The organism is Cereibacter sediminicola, from assembly GCF_007668225.1.
GTDB lineage: Bacteria > Pseudomonadota > Alphaproteobacteria > Rhodobacterales > Rhodobacteraceae > Cereibacter_A > Cereibacter_A azotoformans.
In genome coordinates, this window is record NZ_VDEK01000005.1 from 163,527 (window position 1) to 185,555 (window position 22,029).

A 22,029-nucleotide genomic window follows, 5' to 3' on the forward strand; every position below is an offset into this window, starting at 1 on the left:
GATATTTGCACGAGAATGAAAGCGATCTCAGGGCAGGAGGGCCCGGAGATCGTAGAGGAGCTTGAGGGCCTCGCGCGGGCTGAGGTCGTCGGGCTGGATCTCGCGCAGCCGCTCTTCCACGTGCGAGGCTTTGGGAGTGGCGGGGGCGGGCGGCGGCGGCGCGGCGCGAAAGAGCGGCAGGTCGTCGATCAGCGCCTGCCGCCGGGGGCCGCTCTCGCGTTCGCCGGACTCGAGCGCGTCGAGAACGGTGCGGGCGCGCTCGATCACCGAGGCGGGAAGGCCCGCGAGCCGGGCCACCTGCACGCCGTAGGAGCGGTCGGCGGCACCGCGGCGCACCTCGTGCAGGAAGATCACCTCGCCCTGCCATTCCTTGACGGAGACGGTGGCGTTCTCGACGCCGCCGAGCTTGCCGGCGAGCGCCGTCATCTCGTGGTAGTGGGTGGCGAAGAGGGCGCGGCAGCGGTTCGTGTCGTGCAGATGCTCGAGCGTGGCCCAGGCGATCGAGAGCCCGTCCCAGGTTGCCGTGCCGCGGCCGATCTCGTCCAGGATCACCAGCGCCCGGTCGTCGGCCTGGTTCAGGATGGCGGCGGTCTCGACCATCTCGACCATGAAGGTCGAGCGGCCGCGGGCCAGATCGTCCGAGGCGCCGACGCGGCTGAAGATCTGGCTGACGAGGCCGATCCGGGCGCGGCGGGCGGGAACGAAGCTGCCCGCCTGGGCGAGCAGGGCGATCAGTGCGTTCTGGCGCAGGAAGGTGGATTTGCCCGCCATGTTCGGCCCGGTGATGAGCCAGATCGCCGGCGTCTCGGCCTTGGACAGGTCGCAGTCGTTCGCCACGAAGGGCGTCCCGGTCCGGCGGAGGGCGCGCTCGACGACCGGATGCCGGCCGGCTTCGATGGCGAAGGCGCGGCTGTCGTCCACCTGCGGCTCTGTCCAGTCCTCGGCCACGGCGAGGTCGGCGAAGGCCGCGATCAGGTCCACCTCGGCGAGCGCCCGAGCGGCGCGGCCGATCGCGCCCCCCTGATCGAGGATCGCCGTCCGCAGCGCCGCAAAATGCATTTTCTCGAGTTCGAGCGCGCGGTTCCCGGCGTTCAGGATGCGCGTTTCGAGTTCCGAGAGGGCGACGGTGGTGAAGCGCACCTGTCCCGCGGTCGTCTGGCGGTGGATGAAGCTCTCGGACAGGGGGGGTGAGAGCATCTTGTCCGCATGGGTCGAGGTGACTTCGATGAAATAGCCGAGCACGTTGTTGTGCTTGATCTTCAGGCTCTGGATGCCGGTCGTCTCGATGAAGCCGGCCTGCATCGACGCGATCACGCCGCGGCCCTCGTCGCGCAGGCGCCGTGTCTCGTCGAGGTCGTCGTCGAAGCCCGGGGCGATGAAGCCGCCATCGCGCGCCAGCAGCGGCGGCTCGGCCACCAGCGCCTGATCGAGGAGATCCACGAGGGTCTCGTGGCCGCGGAGCGCCTCGAGTGTCTCCGCGAGCAGGGAAGGTGCGTCGGCGGGCATACGATCCGCGATGGCCTCGGCCTGCGTGAGGCCGGCCCGGATCGCCGCCATGTCCCGTGGCCCGGCACGGTCGAGCGCGAGCCGCGAGAGGGCGCGGTCCATGTCCGGCACGCGGCGCAGGTTCGCCCGCAGATCCTCGCGCAGCCGCGGCTCGTCCGTCAGCCAGCGCACCGCGGCAAGCCGGTCGTGGATCAGGCCCAGGTCGCGCGAGGGGCTGGAAAGGCGCCGCTCGAGCAGCCGGGCGCCGGGGGCGGTGACGGTGCGGTCCACGGCCGACAGCAGCGAGCCTTCGCGCCCGCCGGTGAGGGCTTGCGTGATCTCGAGGTTGCGCCGGGTGGCGGCGTCGATCTGCACCGTGCCGCCCGCCACCTCGCGCACAGGCGGGCGCAGGAGCGGCAGCTTGCCGCGCTGCGTGAGGTCGAGGTAATCGACCAGCGCCCCCATGGCGGACAATTCGGCGCGGGTGAAGTTGCCGAAGCTCTCCAGCGTGCCGACCCCGAAAAGCGTGCAGAGCCGCTTTTCGGCCGAGGCGCTGTCAAAGCTCGCGCGGGCGAGGGGCGTCAGGGCGCAGCCTGCCTCCTCGATCCAGTCGAGCGAGCGGTCGTCGGCCACCAGCAGTTCGCGCGGGCCGAGGCGGGCGAGTTCCGGCATCAGGCGGGGCAGCGGGCAGGGCGTGACGGAGAACTCGCCGGTCGAGATGTCGGCCCAGGCGAGGGCCGCCTCGTCGCGGATCTCGGCGAAGGCGCAGAGGAAGTTGTGCCGACGCGCTTCCAGCAGGCTGTCCTCGGTCAGCGTGCCGGGGGTGACGAGCCGGACCACCTCGCGCCGGACAACGGACTTGGAGCCGCGCTTCTTCGCCTCGGCGGGGTCTTCCATCTGCTCGGCGATGGCGACGCGGAAACCCTTGCGGATCAGCGTCAGCAGGTAGCCCTCGGCGGCATGGATCGGCACGCCGCACATGGCGATATCCTCGCCGCGGTGCTTGCCGCGCTTGGTCAGCGCGATATCCAGCGCCTCGGCCGCCAGCGCCGCATCCTCGAAGAACATCTCGTAGAAGTCGCCCATCCGGTAGAACAGGATCGCACCGGGGTGCTGCGCCTTGATCTCCAGATATTGCGCCATCATCGGCGTGACGGTGTCGTCGCTCACATCATCTCCCCTGCAGGTCGGCAGACCCTACAAAAGCGCCTCTGCGGGGAAAAGCCGCAAATCCTTGGTGATTGTTGCGAGGGCAGGGCGGCGCTAGAAGAACCCTGCTTGCACAGGATGGCCCCCTCATGACCAAGACCAAGATCACGCCCGAAGAGGCGCTTCTCTACCATCTCGAACCGAAGCCCGGCAAATACGAGATCGTCGCCACGACCCCCATGGCGACGCAGCGCGACCTGAGCCTTGCCTATTCGCCGGGGGTGGCCGTCCCGGTGCAGGCGATCGCCGACGCGCCCGAGACGGTCTATGACTATACGGTCAAGGGCAACATGGTGGCGGTGGTCTCGAACGGGACCGCGATCCTCGGCATGGGCAACCTCGGCGCCATGGCCTCGAAGCCGGTGATGGAGGGCAAGGCGGTCCTCTTCAAGCGGTTCGCCGACGTGAACGCCATCGACATCGAACTCGACACCGAGAACCCCGACGAGATCATCCGCGCGGTGAAGCTGATGGGGCCGACCTTCGGCGGCATCAACCTTGAAGACATCAAGGCGCCCGAGTGCTTCATCATCGAGCAGCGCCTGAAGGAACTCATGGACATTCCGGTGTTCCATGACGACCAGCACGGCACGGCGGTGATCTGCGCCGCCGGTCTCATCAACGCGCTGGAGCTGTCGGGCAAGAAGATCGAGGATTGCCGCATCGTGCTCAACGGCGCGGGCGCTGCCGGCATCGCCTGCCTCGAACTCTTGAAGTCGATGGGCGCGCGTCACGACAACTGCATCATGTGCGACACCAAGGGCGTGATCTGGCAGGGCCGCACCGAGGGCATGAACCAGTGGAAGTCGGCCCATGCGGCAAAGACCGACTGCCGCACGCTGGAAGAGGCGATGGTGGGCGCCGATGTCTTCCTCGGCGTCTCGGCCAAGGGCGCGGTGACGCCGGCGATGGTGGCCTCGATGGCCGAGAACCCGGTGATCTTCGCCATGGCGAACCCCGATCCCGAGATCACGCCCGAAGAGGCCCACGCCGTCCGCGCCGATGCGATCGTCGCCACGGGACGGTCGGACTATCCGAACCAGGTGAACAACGTCCTGGGCTTCCCGTACCTTTTCCGCGGCGCGCTGGATATCCACGCCCGCGCCATCAATGACGAGATGAAGATCGCCTGCGCGCGTGCGCTGGCGAGCCTCGCGCGCGAGGATGTGCCGGACGAGGTGGCGATGGCCTATGGCCGCAAGCTCTCGTTCGGGCGCGACTACATCATCCCCACGCCCTTCGATCCGCGGCTGATCTACACGATCCCGCCCGCGGTGGCGAAGGCAGGGATGGACACCGGCGTTGCGCGCCGGCCGATCATCGACCTGCAGGGCTACGAACTGGCGCTCAAGTCGCGGATGGATCCGACCGCCTCGATCCTGCAGGGCATCCATGCGCGGGCCAAGGCGGCTCAGGCCCGCATGATCTTCGCGGAGGGCGACGACCCGCGCGTGCTGCGCGCCGCCGTGGCCTACCAGCGCGCCGGCATGGGCAAGGCGCTGGTCGTGGGCCGCGAGCATGACGTGCGCGAAAAGCTGGAGGCCGCCGGCCTCGGCGATGCGGTGCGCGAGCTCGAGGTGGTGAACGCCGCCAACTCGCGCCACATGGAGGCCTACAAGCAGTTCCTCTACAACCGTCTCCAGCGCGGCGGCTTCGACAATTATGACATCCAGCGCCTTGCCACCCGCGACCGGCATGTGTTCTCGGCGCTGATGCTGCAGCACGGGCATGGCGACGGCCTCGTGACGGGGGCCACGCGCAAGTCCGCCTATGTGATGCAGCTCATCAACCACGTCTTCGACGCCAAGTCGTCGGATGGCGCGGTGGGGGTCACGGCGCTGCTGCACAAGGGCCGGATCGTCCTGATCGCCGACACGCTGGTGCATGAATGGCCCGAGCCCGAGGATCTGGCCAACATCGCCATCAAGTCGGCCCGCGTGGCGCGCAACCTCGGGCTCGAGCCGCGGGTGGCCTTCGTCTCCTTCTCGACCTTCGGCTATCCGGTCTCCGAGCGGGCGGCCAAGATGGGCAACGCCTCGCGCGTGCTGGACGCGATGAAGGTCGATTTCGAGTATGAGGGCGAGATGACCGTGGATGTGGCGCTGAACGCCGCGGCCATGGCGCAATATCCCTTCTGCCGGCTGAGCGGGCCCGCGAACATCCTCGTCGTGCCCGCGCGACACTCGGCCTCGATCTCGATCAAGCTGATGCAGGAGATGGCCGGGGCCACCGTCATCGGGCCGATCCTCACCGGCGTGTCGAAGCCGATCCAGATCTGCTCGGTCAACTCCACCGTGAACGACATCCTGAACATGGCCGTCATGGCGGCCTGCAAGGTGGGCTGACGGAACACGGCCGCGGGCGGCGGGTGTCACACCGGCCGCCCGATGGCCGAAACCCTTGGCGCGCTGCCGCCGCCGGTCTAGCCTCGGACCCGAACAGGGAGCCGACGATGACCGAACAGATCACCACACATCAGGCCGAGGAAGACAGTCGGAACGAGACGATCCGCATCTGGCTGAATGGCCGGATCCTGCCCAAGGCCGAGGCGCTGGTGTCGGTCTATGACTCGGGCTTCATGCTGGGCGACGGCGTGTGGGAGGGCATCCGCCTCTATGACGGGCGCTGGGCCTTTCTTGACGAGCATCTCGACCGGCTGTTCGAGGCGGCACTGGCGATCGATCTCGAGATCGGCCTGGATCGCGCCGCACTCCGTCAGGCGATCCACGACACGGCCGAGGCCAACGGGATGGTGACCGACGCCCACGCCCGCCTGATGGTCACGCGCGGCGTCAAGACCCGGCCGTTCCAGCATCCCTCGCTGTCGCGGCAGGGGCCCACCATCGCCATCATCATGGAACATTCGCGGCCCAAGGTTCCGCGCCCCATCCGCCTCGCGACCGTGCCGCACATCCGCGGCCTGCCGATGAGCCAGGACCCCAAGCTGAATTCTCATTCCAAACTGAACTGCATCCTCGCCTGCATCGCGGCCGAAAAGGCCGGGGCCGACGAGGCGCTGATGCTCGATGTCCACGGCTTCGTGAACACGACCAATGCCTGCAACTTCTTCATCGTGCGCAAGGGCGAAGTCTGGACCTCAACGGGGGACTACTGCATGAACGGCATAACGCGCGGAAAGGTCATCCAGATTTGCCGCGCGGAGGGCATCCCGGTCTTCGAGAAGAATTTTTCGCTGGTCGAGACCTACTCGGCCGACGAGGCGTTCCTCACCGGCACCTTCGGCGCGCAGACGCCGGTCGGCACGATCGACGGGCGGCGGATCGGATCGGGTGACATGGGTCCGATGACGCGGCGGATCCGCGATCTCTACAAGGCGATGGTGGCGGCATGAGGATCGCGATGTGGTCGGGGCCGCGGAACCTTTCCACGGCCATGATGTATGCGTTTGCGGCGCGCGGTGACTGCGGCGTGTGGGACGAACCCTTCTACGCGGCCTATCTGAAGGCCACGGGGATCGACCACCCGATGCGCGCGCAGATCCTCGCCGCACACGAGACCGACGCGGAGGTGATCGCGCGCCGGTGCGCGGGGGATGCGCCCGGTGGCGAGCCGCTGTTCTACCAGAAGCAGATGACGATGCACATGGTCCCGGGCTTTGAACGGAGCTTCATGCGCACCTGTGAAAATGTTTTCCTGATCCGTCATCCGGCCCGTGTCGTCGCCAGCTACGCCAGAAAGCGGGAAGGCCCGACGCTGGCCGACCTCGGATTTCTCCAGCAGGCCGAGCTTTTCGACGAGGTGGCGGGCTGGCTTGGCCGCCCGCCTCTGGTGATCGACAGCGCCGATATCCGCCGCAACCCGCGGACCGCGCTTGCGAACCTCTGCGCGGGACTCGGCATCCCCTTCACCGAGGCGATGCTGAACTGGCCGGCCGGGGGACATCCGTCGGACGGCATCTGGGCCTCGCACTGGTATGGCGCGGTCCATCGTTCGACCGGCTTCGATGAGCCGGAAGGGCCGCTGCCCGACCTCGAGCCGCAGGATGCCGAACTGGTGCGGCAGGCGCTGCCCCGTTACGAGCGCCTCGCCGCCCATCGCATCAGGACGTGAGGGCCTCCACCTCGCGCACTTCGGCTTCCGACAGGTTCAGCCGGCCCCGCAGCGTGCAGAGATAGGCACGGTTCGCGCTGGTGGTCGGATCGACCGCCGCGCGCGAGGCCAGATAGAACTGCTCCGCCGTCTCCTGATCGCGCACCTGCTCCAGCAGACGGTCGAGCGGTTGGGGATGCGCGATCTCGCGCTCCACCAGACGCCGATCGTCCGCGTCGGCACCCGCGGCGTCGAGCTGGTCGATGATGCGCTGCCGCTCATCGGTCGAAATCGCGCCGTCGGCCCAGGCCGCGGCCACCATCCCCTGCAGCAAGAGCAGGGCCTTGGCGTCCGAAATCGCCTCTTCGGAGGGCTGATCCGCCATCTGTTGCGGTTGCGTGCCGTTCTGCTGGCCGGTCAGGCTGTCGATGACGCCGCCGATCATGCCGCCGATGCCGCCCGACGCGCTGCCAGATGTGCCGCCCGCGCTGCCCGTGGCCGTGCCCGGCGCCCGCGACGGCTGGTCCTGCCACGCGCGGTAGGCCATGTAGGCAAGGGCGGCCATTCCGGCCTTCTTGCTGACACCCGCGCCAAGGGCGGCGGCCGAACCGAGCCCTCCCGCGCGCCCGCCGCGCCCGGCCATCCGCGAGGCCAGCATCAACCCGAGGACTTTCTTGAGGCTCATTTCAGGGTCTCCTCTCCCTTGGGAAAGGAGGTCAACCGGCGCCGCCCGGCGCCGGTTCCGCTTGGGGGCCTCTCAGCCCTTCACGCGTGCGTTGCGCGTGGCAATCAGTTTCAGCCGCAGCGCGTTCAGCCGGATGAAGCCGGCCGCGTCCTTCTGGTCGTAGGCGCCCGCATCCTCCTCGAAGGTGACATGCTTCTCGGAATAGAGCGAGTGATCCGACCAGCGGGCCACGGTGCGGGCGAAGCCCTTGTAAAGCTTGACGCGAACGGTGCCCGAGACATGCTCTTGCGACTTGTCGATCAGCGCCTGAAGCATCTCGCGCTCGGGGCTGTACCAGAAGCCGTTGTAGATCAGCTCGGCGTAGCGCGGCATGATCGAATCCTTGAGGTGCCCCGCGCCGCTGTCGAGCGTGATCTGCTCGATGCCGCGGTGGGCTTCCAGAAGGATCGTGCCTCCGGGCGTCTCGTAGATGCCGCGCGACTTCATGCCGACGAAACGGTTTTCCACCAGATCCAGCCGGCCCACGCCATGCTTGCCGCCCAGCTCGTTCAGCCGGGTCAGGATCGTGGCCGGCGACATGGCCTCGCCATTGATCGCCACCGCGTCGCCCTTCTCGAAGGTGATCTCCACGAATTCCGGCGTGTCGGGCGCCTTCTCGGGATCGACGGTGCGCTGATAGACATAGTCCGGCGCTTCCTCGCCCGGGTTCTCCAGCACGCGACCCTCGGACGAGGTGTGCAAGAGGTTCGCATCGACCGAGAAGGGCGCCTCGCCGCGCTTGTTCTTGGCAATCGGGATCTGGTTCTGCTCGGCGAACTCGATCAGCCTGGTGCGCGAGGTCAGATCCCACTCGCGCCACGGCGCGATCACCTTGATGGCGGGGTCGAGCGCATAGGCCGTCAGCTCGAAGCGCACCTGGTCGTTGCCCTTGCCGGTCGCGCCGTGGGCCACCGCATCGGCCCCGGTCATGGCCGCGATCTCGACCAGCCGCTTGGCGATCAGCGGCCGCGCGATCGAGGTGCCGAGCAGGTAGAGCCCCTCGTAGAGCGCATTCGCCCGGAACATCGGGAAGACGAAGTCGCGCACGAACTCCTCGCGCACATCCTCGATGAAGATGTTGTCCGGCTTGATGCCCAGCATCACCGCCTTCTCGCGGGCGGGTTCCAGTTCCTCGCCCTGGCCGAGGTCGGCGGTGAAGGTCACGACCTCGCAGCCGTATTCGGTCTGCAGCCACTTCAGGATGATCGAGGTGTCGAGCCCGCCGGAATAGGCAAGGACGACTTTCTTCGGGGCGGACATGCGGGGCTCCATGGCGGGAAAGTTCGCACGCCGGTCTAGTGAACTTCGCCGTTCTGAACAAGGGGCGCAGGCGTGCGAGGGCGTGGCGGAGGCTGACGGAAGCCGCTAGGGTGCGCGCATGACCCAGTTTGCCCGAAACGCCCGTTCCGCCACCCGTGCCCTGCGCGATCTGTTTCCCGAGACGCCGCTCCAGCGCAACGACCATCTCTCGGCCCGGTATCAGGCCGAGATCTGGCTGAAGCGCGAGGATCTGACGCCGGTGCGCAGCTACAAGCTGCGGGGGGCCTTCACGGCGATGCGCAAGGTGCGCGACGCTCGGCCCGAGCAGCGATCCTTCGTCTGCGCCTCGGCGGGCAACCATGCGCAGGGTGTGGCCTACGCCTGCCGGCACTTCGGCGTGCGGGGCACGATCTTCATGCCGGTGACGACGCCGCAGCAGAAGATCGACAAGACGCGCACCTTCGGCGGCGAGGCGGTCCAGATCGTGCTGACGGGCGACTATTTCGACCAGACGCTCGCGGCCGCGCAGGCGTGGTGCGCCGAGCAGGGGGCGCACTTCCTGGCCCCCTTTGACGATCCCGACGTGATCGAGGGTCAGGCGAGCGTCGGGGTGGAACTGCTCGAGCAGCTGGGCCGGGCGCCGGATCTCGTGGTCCTGCCGGTGGGCGGAGGGGGGCTTGCCTCGGGCGTGACGGCCTTCCTGCGATCCGAGGCGCCGGGCACGGCCTTTCGTTTCGTCGAGCCGGAGGGCGGGGCCAGCCTGCGCGCGGCCCTTGCGGCGGGCGGGCCGGTGGCGCTGCCGCGGGTGAACAGCTTCGTGGACGGGGCGGCGGTGGCGCGGCTGGGCGATCTGCCCTTCTCGATGCTCGACTGGGCGCAGCCCGGACAGGTGCTGCTCGCGCCCGAGGACCGGATCTGCATCACCATGCTCGAGATGCTGAACGTCGAGGGCGTCGTGCTTGAACCCGCGGGCGCCCTTTCGGTGGATGTGCTGCCCGAACTTGCCGAGGAGATCCGCGGCCGGACGGTCGTCTGCGTGACGTCGGGCGGCAACTTCGACTTTGAACGCTTGCCCGAGGTGAAGGAGAGGGCGCAACGCTACTCGGGCCTCAAGAAGTATTTCATCCTTCGGATGCCCCAGCGGCCCGGGGCCCTGCGGGAGTTCCTGATGATGCTTGGCCCCGACGACGACATCTCGCGGTTCGAGTATCTCAAGAAGTCGGCGCGCAACTTCGGCTCGGTCCTGATAGGGATCGAGACGAAGAAGGCCGAGAACTTCACGCGTCTCGTCGAGGTGATGGAGGCGGCCGGGCTCAAGCATCGCGACATCACGGGCGATGAGGCGCTGGCGGAATTCCTGATCTAGACTCCAGCCCCGTGAGGAAATCCATCCGCGCGAGGCGGTAGCCTGCGATCAGGGCGTCGAGGTTGACCTCTGATCCCCGCCCGCCCGCCGCGAGCCGTTCCCCCTCCTCGCAGAGACGCGAGACGGCGACGAAGCCCAGGTTGAGCGCGGACCCCTTGAGGAAATGCAGCATCTCCTCGAGGCCCGGACCCGGGCGGCCGGCAAGGCTTCGGATCGTCGCGTCCGTCTCTTCGAGAAACATCTGCACCACCTCGTCAAAGCCCTCGCGGCCAACCTCGTCCCGCAGGGCCGCGATCCTGTTCCAGTCTATCATCCTGTCCGCCCGTCCGGTTTGCATGGCTGACATTCGCCGCTCCGCCTTAACGTTGCATGACCGCAGGACCGGCCGATGCGGATCATTTTAGCCTTCATGCGCCCTTAAGCTCCGGTCCCGCATCCTTGGCGCGCAACCCGCCGAGAGGCCCATCTTGAAGACACACCCGTGAGCGCCCGATCCCTTCTGATGACGGATGCCGCCCCGTGCCGATCCGCCGCTTGCTCGCGGCATGTGCTGGTCGTGGACGACAGTCGAGCCCAGCGGCGGCTGCTTGCGCTGTCGCTGAGGCGCTGGGGCTATCGCGTGAGCGAGGCCGCCGGGGCCGCCGAGGCGCTGGAGCTGTGCCGCACGGCGGACATCGACATCGTCCTGAGCGACTGGATGATGCCGGGCCTCTCGGGGCTCGACCTGTGCCGCCTCATCCGGGCGCTTCCACGGGAAAACTACTGCTACTTCATCCTGTTGACCTCATGCTCGGGCACGGGCGAGGTTGTGGACGGTCTCGATTGCGGCGCCGACGACTATCTGGTGAAGCCCGTCGCCCCCGACGAGCTTCGCGCCCGGCTGCGCGCCGGTGAGCGCGTGCTGGGGATGCAGGCCGAGCTGGTGGGCAAGAACCACCTGCTCGAAGAGGCCTTCGGCGAGCTGCGCGCCGTCTATGAGACGCTCGATCGCGACCTGATGGAGGCCCGCAAGCTGCAGCAGTCGCTCGCACGGGACCGGCACCGGCGGTTCGGCAACTCGACCGTCACGCTCCTGATGCGGCCCTCGGGCCGGGTCGGGGGGGATCTGGCGGGCTCGTTCGAGATCGCGACCGGGCGGGTCGCCATCTACTCGATCGATGTCTCGGGCCATGGCGTCGCCTCGGCGCTGATGACCGCGCGGCTGGCGGGGCTGCTCTCGGGCGTCTCGCCCGACCAGAACTTCGCGTTGACAGGTGGCAACTGCTATCGGTGCAAGGGGCGGCAGACCTGGCCGCCCGACATGGTGGCAAGCCGGTTCAACCGCATGATGGAGGATCTGCAGGTGGATCAGTATTTCACCATGGCCTATGCCGAGATCGATCTCGACACCGGCCGGGTGGAGCTGGTTCAGGCGGGGCATCCGCATCCCGTCGTGATGCGCGCCGACGGCACGATCGAGATGTTGGGGCAGGGCGGCCTGCCGATCGGCCTGATCCCGGATGCCAGCTACGAGCGCACCGACTGTCGCCTCGCCCCGGGCGACCGGGTGCTTCTGCTGTCGGATGGCGTCACGGAATGTCCCGACGCCTCGGGCCATGCGCTGGGAGAGGAGGGGCTTGCGACGCTGCTGCACGCCAACGCGGGGCTCGGCTCCGAGGCGCTGATGGAGGCGCTGGTCTGGTCGCTTCACGACCGGATGGGGGGTGCGGATCTTCGGGACGATGTCTCGGGCGTCATGCTCGACTACCGTCCCTGATGCCGCGCGGCCCGCGGGGGATCAGCGCAGGGCCCGTTCCAGAAGCGCGCGGTCGCCGGGGTTTCTCAGCTGCCTCAGCGCCTCGTCGATGGGCAGCCAGACGGCGTGGTGGCCGGGTTCGGTGGGCGGGCCGAGGCGCCGGACGGGGCGGGCGAGGTAAACCGTGCAGAGCTTCTCGGCCCAGAGGTCGTATTCCGGCATGTGGGTGAAGCGGCGGAAGGCGCCGACCCTGCGGGCCTGCCCGATGCGCCAGCCCGTCTCTTCCATCACCTCGCGGTGCAGGGCCGCGACCGGATGCTCGCCGGGGTCGATCCCGCCTCCGGGCAACTGGAACTCGGCAAAGGGTTGTTCCTGAAACGTGGTGAGGATCTCGCCGCCGCTCAGCAGCACGGCATAGACCCCCGCCCTGCGCCTGTAGCGCCGGTCCGCCCGGACCGGCTCGCCATACCGCCTGATCATCTGCCCTTGGTCCCCCGGTTGTCCTGCCTATATTGTGGCGGTATGCCAAGGCTCGTGCCTCAAGGAAACCCCATGACCATCGGTTCACAGATCGCCTGGGACGATACCGTCCTGCCCTTCCAGCTTGACCGCTCGGACATCCGCGGCCGTGTGGTGCGGCTGGATGGCGTGCTCGAGGAAGTGCTGTCGAAGCATGATTACCCGCCGCAGATCGAGGCGCTGGTGGCCGAGGCGTCGCTGCTGACCGCGCTGATCGGGCAGGCGATCAAGCTGCGCTGGAAACTGTCGCTGCAGATCCGCGGCAACGGGGCGGTGCGGATGATCGCCACCGACTATTACGGGCCTTCGGAGGATGGCGAGCCCGCACGGATTCGGGCCTATGCGAGCTACGTTGCCGAGGATCTGGCCTCCGGCGCCGCCTTCGACCAGCTGGGTGAGGGCTATTTTGCCATCCTGATCGATCAGGGGCAGGGGATGGTGCCCTATCAGGGCATCACGCCGATCGCGGGCGGGTCGCTGACCGCCTGCGCCGAGACCTATTTCGCCCAGTCCGAGCAGCTTCCCACCCGCTTTGCCCTGTCCTTCGGGCAGTCCACCGCCAACGGCGCGACTCACTGGCGGGGCGGCGGCGTGATGCTTCAGCACATGCCCAAGGCCTCGCCCGGCGTGGCGGGCGAGGGCGGCTCGGGCGAGGGCGGGCTTCTGCAGCACCACGACCTGCTCGAGGGCGACGAGGGCGAGAACTGGACGCGCGCGAACCTGCTGCTCGACACGGTCGAGGATCTCGAGCTGGTGGGCCCGTCGGTGCAGCCGCCGGACCTGCTCGTGCGGCTGTTCCACGAAGAGGAGCCGCGCGTGTTCGAGGCGCAGACCCTGCGCTTTGGCTGCTCCTGTTCGGCTGATCGGGTGCGCGAGTCGCTGTCGATCTACGCGCCCGAGGAGATCGCCGAGATGACGACCGATGAGGGCATCCTCACCGCGGACTGCCAGTTCTGCGGCGCGCATTACGAGTTCGATCCCGCGACGCTCGGGACCGGCGCAAGGAGCGGCGATGCCTGACGCGCTGCGCCGCGCGCTGCAGAGCGGCGGCGCCGCCTCGTCCGACCATGACCTGAATCCGGGCACCGTGCTGCCGCCCGACCGTCGCCTGCGGGCGGCGGCCGTTCTGGTGCCGGTCTGGCAGGGCGAGGGCGGCGCGCGGGTCATCCTGACCAAGCGCGCCTCGCATCTGGCGCACCACCCAGGCCAGATCGCCTTTCCGGGTGGCAAGATCGATCCGGGTGACGCCAGCCCCGAGGCGGCGGCCCTGCGCGAGGCGCAGGAAGAGATCGGCCTGCCCCCGGCGCAGGTCGATCTGATCGGCCGGCTTCCGCTGCATGAGACGGTGACGGGCTATATGGTCGTTCCGGTTCTGGCCGAGGTGCGCGGCCCCTTCGTGCCGATCCCGCAGGAGGCCGAGGTGGAAGAGGCCTTCACCGTCCCGTTTGCGCACCTGCTCGATTTCGCTCACTACCGGGTCGAGCAGCGGCTCTGGCGCGGCGTCTGGCGGCGCTACTATGTGGTGCCCTATGGACCCTACTACATCTGGGGCGCCACGGCGCGGATCCTCTACGGGCTGGCCGAAAGGATGCGGGCGTGAGGATTGAAGGCGACTGGATTTCCGAGCCGGCGACGCAGAGGTTCTGCGCGGCCCTCGCCGCCGCCGGGCATCGCGCGCTCTTCGTGGGGGGATGCGTGCGCAACGCGCTGCTCGGGCGGCCGGTGGCCGACATCGACCTTGCGACGGATGCGGTGCCCGACACCGTCTCGGCGGTCGCGGCGGCGGCGGGGTTCAAGGTTGTGCCGACCGGGATCGAGCATGGCACGGTGACGGTGATTGCCTCGGGCATCCCGCACGAGGTCACGACGTTCCGGCGGGATGTGGAGACCTTCGGCAGGCACGCGGTCGTGGCCTTCTCGACGGATGTGGCCGAGGACGCGGCCCGGCGCGACTTCACCATGAACGCCCTCTATGCCGAGGCAACGGGAGAGGTGATCGACCCGCTCGGCGGTCTGCCCGACCTGATCGCCCGCCGCGTGCGCTTCGTGGGCGATCCGATCCAGCGGATCGAAGAGGATTACCTGCGCATCCTGCGCTTCTTCCGCTTTCACGCGATCTATGGCGATCCCGCGGAAGGTCTGGACGCCGAAGGGCTGGCGGCCTGCGCGGCGCGCACCGAGGGGCTCTGCCAGCTCTCGCGCGAGCGGGTGGGGGCCGAGATGCGCAAGCTGCTCGCGGCCTGCGATCCCGCCCCTGCGGTGGCGGCGATGGAAGCGGCGGGCGTGCTCGGCCGGGTTCTGCCGGGCGCCTCGGCGCGCGCCCTGCCGTTGCTGGTCCATCTGGAGGAGGGCCGGCCCGCGGGTTGGCTCGTGCGCCTCGCCAGCCTCGGCGGAGAGGAGGTGGCCGACCGCCTGCGCCTGTCGCGCGCCGACGGGGTGGCGCTGGGCCGGCTGCGGGCTGCGGCGCTGCGGGGCGCGCCGCCGGCCGAGCAGGGCTACCGTCTGGGCCCTGATCTGGGCGCGGGGGCCGTGCTGCTGCATGCGGCCCTCTGTGAGGCCCCACCGCCCGAAGGCTGGCGGGCCGAGGTGGCGCGGGGGGCCTGCGCCCGCTTCCCCGTGACGGCCGCCGACCTCATGCCCGCGCTGGCCGGCCCCGCCCTCGGCGCCCGGCTTCGCGAGCTTGAGGAGCGTTGGATCGCCTCGGATTTCCGGCTGGACCGGGCGGCGCTGCTGGGCTGAACTCTGCGCATTTCCTTTGCGGGAGGGCAGGCTATATCTTGGCGGCATTCACGAGGCCCTCCCCATGTTCCGCTTCTTCGAGAACCTGGTCGATCCCTATGCGCCCTGGGACCGGACCGACACCCCGCCCCGCCGACTGTGGCCCTTTCTGAAGGACTATGTGCAGCCCTTCCGCAAGGTCTTTGCCATCACGGGCCTGATGTCGGTGCTGAACGCCTCGGTCGAGGTGCTGCTGATCTGGTATGTGGGGCGCCTTGTGGACCTTCTGGCCGAGGGCACGCCGCAGCAGGTCTGGGAGAGCCACGGGCTCGAGGTCATCGCCGTCGCGCTGGCGATCCTGCTTCTGCGGCCGCTGGTGGCGGGGGTGGACGTGGCGCTGCTGCACAACACGATCCTGCCCAACTTCGGCACGCTGATCCGCTGGCGGGCGCACAACCATGTCCTGCGCCAGCCCGTCGGCTGGTTCGAGAGCGACTTCGCCGGCCGGATCGCCAACCGGATCATGCAGACCCCGCCCGCGGCGGGCGATGCGGTGTTCCAGACCTTTGACGCGGGCGCCTTCGCCATCACCACGGTGATCGGCGCGGTCTTCGTGCTGGCCGATGCCGACCCGCGCCTTGCGCTGCCGCTGATCGTCTGGTTCGTCCTTTACGGGCTGCTGGTGCGCTGGACGGTCCGCCACGCGGGCCCGGCCGCCAAGGCCTCGTCCGACGCGCGCTCGGCGGTGACGGGGCGGGTGGTCGATGCCTACACCAACATCCATTCCGTGAAGCTCTTTGCCCATCACGACCGCGAACTCGACTACGCCCGCGAGGCGATCGAGCATGCGCGCACCACCTTCCAGAAGGAAATGCGCATCATCACGCGCATGGATGTGACCCTGACGCTGCTGAACGGCGCGCTCATCACCTCGGTCACCGGCTGGGCGATCCTGCTGTGGTATCAGGGGGAGGCGACGGTCGGGATCGTGGCGGCCTCGACCGCGCTGGTGCTGCGGCTGAACAACATGACCTACTGGATCATGTGGGCGACCAGCTCGCTCGTGCAGGCGCTGGGCGTGGTGGCCGAGGGGATGGAGACCATCGCCCAGCCCATCGGCCTCGTGGACCGGCCCGGCGCGCGGCCTCTGCGGCTGACGGCCGGCGGGATCGAGCTGGACAGGGTCTCGCACCACTACGGCCGCGGCTCGGGCGGGCTGGACCGGGTGACGCTTTCCATCGCGCCGGGCGAGAAGGTGGGTATCGTCGGCCGCTCGGGCGCCGGGAAATCCACGCTCGTGAAACTCATGCTGCGCTTCTACGACCCCGAGGGCGGGCACATCCGCATCGACGGGCAGGACGTGACCGAGGTCACGCAGGAGAGCCTGCGCCGCGCCATCGGCATGGTGCAGCAGGATTCAAGCCTCCTGCATCGGTCGGTGCGGGACAACATCCTCTATGGCCGGCCGGGGGCGAGCGACGAGGACATGATCCTCGCCGCGAAGCGGGCCGAGGCGCATGACTTCATCCTGACGCTTGAGGATCCCGAGGGGCGGCACGGCTACGACGCCCATGTCGGCGAGCGCGGGGTGAAGCTTTCCGGAGGGCAGCGCCAGCGGATCGGGCTGGCGCGCGTGATGCTGAAGGACGCGCCGATCCTGATCCTCGACGAGGCCACCTCGGCGCTCGACAGCGAGGTGGAGGCGGCGATCCAGGAGACGCTCTACCGGGTGATGGAGGGCAAGACCGTGATCGCCATCGCCCACCGGCTTTCGACGATCGCCGCGATGGACCGGATCGTGGTGCTCGAGGAGGGCCGGGTGGCCGAGACCGGAAGCCACGCCGAGCTGCTGGCGCAGGGCGGGCTCTATGCGCGGTTCTGGGCCCGGCAGTCGGGCGGCTTCATCGGCACCGAGGATGCCGCGGAATGAACCTCGTGCGCCTCGGCAACCTGATCGACGCCTTCCGACCGGCCGACGGTCCCCCGCCGCAGAGCCTCGGCGCCTTCATGCGCTGGTGCCTGCGGGGGTCCTGGCCGATGCTCGGCCTTGCGGCGGCGCTGTCGGCGCTGGCGGGCACCTTCGAGGTCGTCTCGGCCATGATCATCGGCTGGGTGATCGATGCGGCCGTGGCCTCGGGGCCGGAGGCGTTCTTCTCGCAGCATCTGGGGCTTCTGGCGGTCTTTCTGGGCTTCTACCTCTTTGTCCGGCCGGTCTCGTTCGGCCTCTCGTCGGCCGCGAACTCGATCGTGATCGGGCCGAACGTCCTGCCCCTGGTGCTGAGCCGGCTGCACCGCTGGACACTGGGGCAGGCGGTGACCTTCTTTGACAACGACTTCGCCGGCCGCATCGCGCAAAAGCAGATGCAGGCGGCCCGCGCCGTCACCGATGCCGTGACCGAGATCATCAACACGGTCGCCTTCGCGCTGGCCTCTGTCGTGGCCTCGACGCTCTATCTGCTGTCGGTGGACTGGCGGGTGGCCCTCGCGCTGGGCCTGTGGCTCGTGGCCTACCTCGGCCTCATCCGCTACGATCTGCCCAAGGTGCGCGTCAATTCCGCGGCCCGCGCCTCGGCAAGGGCGATGGTGTCGGGGCAGGTGGTCGATACGATCACCAACATCAAGACGGTCAAGCTTTTCGCCCATGCCGACTTCGAGGATCAGGTGGCGCTCCGCGCGATGGAGAGCTTCCGCGACCGCTCGCTCGAGTTCGGCGTGATCTCGACCTGGTTCCGGTCGGCGCTGATGGCGCTGTCGGGGCTGTTGCCCGTGCTGCTGATCGGCGGCACCCTGCTTCTGTGGCAGCGGGGCGAGGCCACCGCGGGCGCCATCGCGGCGGCGGGGGCCATCGCCATGCGCATCTCGCAGATGTCGGGCTGGGTGAGCTTCACGCTGATGTCGATCTACACCTCGATCGGCGAGGTCGAGGACGGGATGCGCACCCTCTCGGTGCCGCATGCCCTGCCCGACCGTGCGGGCGCGGCGCCGCTGGCGAGGGTGCGCGGCGAGATCCGGTTCGACCGGGTGAGCTTTGCCTACGGGCGCGGCTCGGGCGGGCTTCATGGCCTCGACCTCACCGTTCGGCCGGGGGAAAAGCTGGGCATCGTGGGCGCCTCGGGGGCGGGGAAATCCACGCTCGTTTCGCTGCTGCTGCGGCTTTACGACCCCGAGGAGGGACGGGTGCTGATCGACGGCCACGACCTGCGCTTGGTCACGCAGGAGAGCCTGAGGCGGCAGATCGCGATGGTCACGCAGGAGACGGCGATGTTCAACCGCTCGGCGCGCGACAACATCATGTATGGCCGCCCGGATGCCAGCGACGAGGAGATGATCGCCGCCGCCCGCGCCGCCGAGGCCGACGAGTTCATCACCGCGATGGCCGACCATTCCGGCCGCCACGGCTATGACGCCTTCCTCGGCGAGCGTGGCGTGAAGCTCTCGGGCGGGCAGCGCCAGCGGATCGCGCTGGCCCGCGCCTTCCTGAAGGACGCGCCGATCCTCGTCCTGGATGAGGCCACCTCGGCGCTCGACAGCGAGGTCGAGGCCTCGATCCAGGAGGCGCTGGCGCGGGTGATGGAGGGCAAGACGGTGCTGGCCATCGCGCACCGTCTGTCGACCATCGCGGCGATGGACCGGATCGTCGTGCTGGACCGGGGCTTTATGGTCGAGCAGGGCACCCACGACGAACTGCTGGCCCAGAACGGGCTTTACGCGCGCTACTGGAACCGGCAAAGCGGCGGCTTCATGGCGTGCGAGGAAGAGGCCGCGGAGTGATCGTCACCATCGAGAGGTTGGGTCATCTGGGCGATGCGATCGGCCAGGGTGTCTTCGTGTCCGGCGCCCTGCCGGGGGAGATTGTCGAGGGCGAGGTTCACGAGGGCCGGATCGCCGCGCCGCGCATCCTGACGCCCTCGCCGGACCGTGTGCGCCCGCCCTGTCCCCATGCCCGCAGCTGCGGCGGATGCCTGCTGCAACATGCCTCGGACGGGTTCGCGGAGCGGTGGAAGCAGGAGGTCGTGCGTTCGGCGCTGGCGGGGCAGGGGCTCGAGGCGCCGTTCCGGCCGATGGCGGTCTCGCCGCCTGCGACGCGCCGGCGCGCGGTGCTCTCGGGGCGGCGAACGAAGGGCGGGGCGCTGGTGGGGTTCCACGCGCGCCAGTCAGGCACGATCATTCCGATCCCCGAGTGCAAGCTCCTTCATCCCGACCTGATGCAGGCGATCCCCGCGCTCGAGGCGCTGGTCCGGGCCGCCGGCTCCCGCTCGGGCGAGCTGTCGCTGACCGTGACGCGCAGCCTGGGCGGGCCCGACGTGGCGGTGACGGGCGGCAAGGCGCTCGACGCGCCGCTTCGCGCCGAGCTTGCCCGGATTGCCGAAGAGCGGTCGCTGGCCCGGCTGACGTGGGACGGTGAGACCATCGCGCTGCGCGTGCCGCCCGCGCAGGCGTTCGGTGCGGCCCGCGTGGTGCCGCCGCCGGGTGCCTTCCTTCAGGCGACGGCGGAGGGCGAGGCGGCGCTTCTGGCCGCCGTGCGCGATGCCATCGGCGAAGCGCGAACGGTGACCGACCTCTTTGCCGGCGTGGGGACCTTCGCGCTGCCGCTGGCCGCCGCGGCCGAAGTCCATGCCGTCGAGGGGGATGCGGCCATGACCGCGGCGCTCGATCGCGGCTGGAGGCAGGCGCAGGGCCTGAAGCGGGTGACGGCCGAGACGCGCGACCTGTTCCGCCGCCCGCTCGAGCCGGACGAGCTTCGCCGGGCCGAGGCGGTGGTGATCGACCCGCCCCGCGCCGGGGCCGAGGCGCAAGGCGCGGCGCTGGCGCGTGCGCGGGTGCCTGTGATCGCCTTTGTCTCGTGCAACCCGGTGACCTTCGCGCGGGATGCGGCGCTTCTCGTGCGGGCGGGCTACCGGCTCGACTGGGTCCAGGTGGTGGATCAGTTCCGGTGGTCGGCGCATGTGGAGCTGGCCGCGCGGCTCAGCCTGCCGGCCTGAGCGGGTCAGGGCAACGCTTCAGACAGATTTAACCATCCTGTCCAAAGATTGTCTGGCGAGGAAGACCGAATCCGGGTATTCCAGAAACAAAAAAACATGTCGGGCAGTGAACATGAAATTTCTGAAGATTACCCTGATCATCCTCGCGCTCGGGCTGACCGGATGCGGTGACTCGAAGATTCGCTCCTACGAGGGTCCGCCGGTCACCAGCGTGCAGGTCCACAAGGCCGAGCGGAAGATGTACCTGCTGAGCGGGGCCAAGGTCCTGCGCCAGTATGACATCGGGCTCGGCTTCAAGCCGACCGGCCACAAGCAATATGAAGGCGATGGCCGCACGCCCGAAGGCGTGTATTTCATCGACCGGCAGAACCCGCGCTCGTCCTACCACCTGTCGCTCGGGATCTCCTATCCCAACACGGCGGACCAGAAGATGGCCTTCCTCGAGGGCAAGAAGCCCGGGGGCGACATCTTCATCCACGGCCGGGGCAAGTACAACGGCCCGAACAAGCGTGACTGGACGGCCGGCTGCATCGCCGTGACCGATCAGGAGGTCGAGGAGATCTACGCGATGGTGCGGGTGGGCACCCCGATCTACATCCTGCCCTGACCGGGCAAGGGGCGCCCCGGCCTGATCGGGGCGCCGAACCTGTGCGTCAGAGACCGGCGACGGCCATCGGGCCCGCGGCGCCGGTCACGACCGTCCACCAGATCTTGCCCTGCGGCTCCTGATACCAGGCAAAGCCGAGATCGGTGGCAGTGGGGTCCAGCACGATGTCGCGCGTGTCCTTCTGCTCCATCCAGGCGGCCAGGGTCTCAAGCTCGGTCTGGTAGGTCTCGGAGATCAACTCGCCCTTGAGCTTGCCCCGGTAGCCGGACCGCTGCACGCGCAGGAGCGGCGACGAGCCGTCCGAGCCGAAGTGCCAGGGACGGTTCTGCACCGACATGTCCCGCGCGTGGGTGGCGGCCGCGGCCGTCAACTCGGAATTGAGCTGCAGCGGCGCCGCGCCCTTGGCCTGACGCAGCGTGTTGACCGAATCGAGCAGCCGATAGGTGACCTCGCCCTGCTGGCCCGAGCCGATCTTGTAGACCTGCGGAAGCGGCTTGCCGTCGGGTCCGAGTGCGACCTCGGTGGTCGAGGCGCAAGCCGACAGGACCAGGGCGCCGCAAAGCGCGAGCGCAGAGATAGTCTTCATGTGTCATCCACCCACAAGGATCATTCCGGCCCTCATAACAGAAAGGCCGCAGCCTGTTCAAACGCATCTCGGACGGTCAGTTCGGCGTTGACGCGGCCGTGAATTGTCGCCACTGGCCCGCAGGGATAGGATGCTTCGGTCCGAAATCTCGGGCACCAGGATCAAGGAGACGAGCGGAATGGGTGCGGATCAATCGAACAGGCTCGACCGTCGCACGCTGCTGTGGGGCGCGGCCGCGGGGCTCGGCGCGATGGCGCTGCCGGCGCGGGCGCAGGAAGCTGCCGAAAGTGTCATTCCGGCAGCCCAGAGCCCGGTGCGCAACAACATATCGAGCTTTCGGATGCTCGACTGGCAGCCCTACTTCTCGAGCCTGCGCAACGGCGCCGTTCTGGTCGACATCACCTCGCGCGCGCTGCACTACTGGTCCGAGGACGGGCAGACCTACCTGCTCTTCCCCACCTCCGTGCCGCTGTCCGAGGATCTGACGCGCCGGGGCCGGACCGAGGTGGTGCAGAAGGTGGTGGCGCCGCCGTGGCGTCCGACGCCCGCCATGAAGGAACGCAACCCCGAGTGGCCGGACATGGTGCCGGGTGGCGCGCCGGACAACCCGCTCGGAACCCACGCGCTCTACCTGTCCTGGACCTACTACCGCATCCACGGCACGCATGACACGCGCAAGATCGGGCGCAAATCGTCCAACGGTTGCATCGGCCTCTACAACGAGCACATCCAGCAACTCTTCCCCCTCTCGAAGGTGGGGACACAGGTGCTGCTGATTTGACGTAAGG

General features: G+C 68.7%; 19 protein-coding genes. 13 read left to right on the forward strand and 6 right to left on the reverse strand.

Features of this window, described 5'->3' with window-relative positions; translation table 11 throughout:
• Positions 1–27: 27 nt before the first annotated feature.
• Positions 28–2,655 (reverse strand): DNA mismatch repair protein MutS, encoded by a 2,628-nt coding sequence (gene mutS, locus FG154_RS05805; protein WP_145105232.1) that lies wholly within the window; start codon positions 2,653–2,655, stop codon positions 28–30.
• Between the two features lie 128 nt (positions 2,656–2,783).
• Between mutS and FG154_RS05810 the strand changes: the two genes are divergently transcribed.
• The 3 genes from FG154_RS05810 (at position 2,784) to FG154_RS05820 (ending at position 6,765) form a co-directional block, all read left to right on the forward strand.
• The gene (locus FG154_RS05810; RefSeq protein WP_145105235.1) at positions 2,784–5,039 is read left to right on the forward strand and encodes an NADP-dependent malic enzyme; all 2,256 of its coding nucleotides are present in this window, start codon (positions 2,784–2,786) and stop codon (positions 5,037–5,039) included.
• Positions 5,040–5,146: 107 nt separating this feature from the next.
• Positions 5,147–6,046 carry a D-amino acid aminotransferase gene (locus FG154_RS05815; protein ID WP_145105238.1) on the forward strand — a complete coding sequence of 300 codons (900 nt, stop codon included), beginning with the start codon at positions 5,147–5,149 and terminating at the stop codon, positions 6,044–6,046.
• Positions 6,043–6,765 (forward strand): sulfotransferase-like domain-containing protein, encoded by a 723-nt coding sequence (locus tag FG154_RS05820; protein WP_145105241.1) that lies wholly within the window; start codon positions 6,043–6,045, stop codon positions 6,763–6,765. Before FG154_RS05815 ends, FG154_RS05820 begins: the two co-directional genes overlap by 4 nt.
• On the opposite strand, the gene FG154_RS05825 is transcribed toward FG154_RS05820, so the two are convergent.
• Together FG154_RS05825 and FG154_RS05830 are read right to left on the reverse strand one after the other, a co-directional pair.
• Positions 6,755–7,429 (reverse strand): tellurite resistance TerB family protein, encoded by a 675-nt coding sequence (locus FG154_RS05825; RefSeq protein WP_145105244.1) that lies wholly within the window; start codon positions 7,427–7,429, stop codon positions 6,755–6,757. The genes FG154_RS05820 and FG154_RS05825 overlap by 11 nt on opposite strands.
• A 72-nt stretch (positions 7,430–7,501) precedes the next feature.
• Positions 7,502–8,728 carry an argininosuccinate synthase gene (locus FG154_RS05830; protein ID WP_011909598.1) on the reverse strand — a complete coding sequence of 409 codons (1,227 nt, stop codon included), beginning with the start codon at positions 8,726–8,728 and terminating at the stop codon, positions 7,502–7,504.
• 118 nt (positions 8,729–8,846) lie between these two features.
• Between FG154_RS05830 and ilvA the strand changes: the two genes are divergently transcribed.
• Positions 8,847–10,094 carry a threonine ammonia-lyase IlvA gene (gene ilvA, locus FG154_RS05835; RefSeq protein WP_145105246.1) on the forward strand — a complete coding sequence of 416 codons (1,248 nt, stop codon included), beginning with the start codon at positions 8,847–8,849 and terminating at the stop codon, positions 10,092–10,094.
• On the opposite strand, the gene FG154_RS05840 is transcribed toward ilvA, so the two are convergent.
• Positions 10,057–10,407 carry an Hpt domain-containing protein gene (locus tag FG154_RS05840; RefSeq protein WP_145105249.1) on the reverse strand — a complete coding sequence of 117 codons (351 nt, stop codon included), beginning with the start codon at positions 10,405–10,407 and terminating at the stop codon, positions 10,057–10,059. The two genes, ilvA and FG154_RS05840, sit on opposite strands and share 38 nt — an antisense overlap.
• A 189-nt stretch (positions 10,408–10,596) precedes the next feature.
• Between FG154_RS05840 and FG154_RS05845 the strand changes: the two genes are divergently transcribed.
• Positions 10,597–11,850, forward strand: coding sequence for a PP2C family protein-serine/threonine phosphatase (locus FG154_RS05845; RefSeq protein ID WP_145105366.1), 1,254 nt, complete (start codon positions 10,597–10,599; stop codon positions 11,848–11,850).
• 21 nt (positions 11,851–11,871) lie between these two features.
• On the opposite strand, the gene FG154_RS05850 is transcribed toward FG154_RS05845, so the two are convergent.
• Positions 11,872–12,309: an NUDIX domain-containing protein gene (locus tag FG154_RS05850; RefSeq protein WP_145105252.1), complete on the reverse strand. Its 438-nt coding sequence runs from the start codon at positions 12,307–12,309 to the stop codon at positions 11,872–11,874.
• 72 nt (positions 12,310–12,381) lie between these two features.
• Between FG154_RS05850 and hslO the strand changes: the two genes are divergently transcribed.
• The 7 genes from hslO (at position 12,382) to FG154_RS05885 (ending at position 20,655) form a co-directional block, all read left to right on the forward strand.
• Complete coding sequence (gene hslO / locus FG154_RS05855) at positions 12,382–13,368, forward strand: Hsp33 family molecular chaperone HslO (protein ID WP_145105255.1); 987 nt, start codon at positions 12,382–12,384, stop codon at positions 13,366–13,368.
• Complete coding sequence (locus FG154_RS05860) at positions 13,361–13,948, forward strand: CoA pyrophosphatase (protein WP_145105258.1); 588 nt, start codon at positions 13,361–13,363, stop codon at positions 13,946–13,948. Before hslO ends, FG154_RS05860 begins: the two co-directional genes overlap by 8 nt.
• Positions 13,945–15,087, forward strand: a complete 1,143-nt coding sequence (locus tag FG154_RS05865) for a CCA tRNA nucleotidyltransferase (protein WP_145105260.1) — start codon at positions 13,945–13,947, stop codon at positions 15,085–15,087. Before FG154_RS05860 ends, FG154_RS05865 begins: the two co-directional genes overlap by 4 nt.
• Before the next feature lie 64 nt (positions 15,088–15,151).
• Positions 15,152–16,996 carry an ABC transporter ATP-binding protein gene (locus tag FG154_RS05870; RefSeq protein ID WP_145105263.1) on the forward strand — a complete coding sequence of 615 codons (1,845 nt, stop codon included), beginning with the start codon at positions 15,152–15,154 and terminating at the stop codon, positions 16,994–16,996.
• Positions 16,993–18,837, forward strand: coding sequence for an ABC transporter ATP-binding protein (locus FG154_RS05875; protein WP_145105266.1), 1,845 nt, complete (start codon positions 16,993–16,995; stop codon positions 18,835–18,837). Before FG154_RS05870 ends, FG154_RS05875 begins: the two co-directional genes overlap by 4 nt.
• Positions 18,834–20,048, forward strand: a complete 1,215-nt coding sequence (locus FG154_RS05880; RefSeq protein WP_145105268.1) for a class I SAM-dependent RNA methyltransferase — start codon at positions 18,834–18,836, stop codon at positions 20,046–20,048. Before FG154_RS05875 ends, FG154_RS05880 begins: the two co-directional genes overlap by 4 nt.
• A gap of 112 nt (positions 20,049–20,160) precedes the next feature.
• A complete protein-coding gene (locus tag FG154_RS05885; protein WP_145105271.1) occupies positions 20,161–20,655 on the forward strand; it encodes a L,D-transpeptidase family protein in 495 nt (164 codons plus the stop codon).
• Between the two features lie 46 nt (positions 20,656–20,701).
• Here FG154_RS05885 and dalA read toward each other — a convergent pair whose 3' ends face one another.
• Positions 20,702–21,241 carry a divisome-associated lipoprotein DalA gene (dalA, locus tag FG154_RS05890; RefSeq protein ID WP_145105274.1) on the reverse strand — a complete coding sequence of 180 codons (540 nt, stop codon included), beginning with the start codon at positions 21,239–21,241 and terminating at the stop codon, positions 20,702–20,704.
• Positions 21,242–21,419: 178 nt separating this feature from the next.
• Between dalA and FG154_RS05895 the strand changes: the two genes are divergently transcribed.
• Entirely contained in the window at positions 21,420–22,022 is a 603-nt protein-coding gene (locus FG154_RS05895) for a L,D-transpeptidase (protein WP_145105277.1), read from the forward strand.
• The last annotated feature ends 7 nt before the right edge of the window (positions 22,023–22,029 follow it).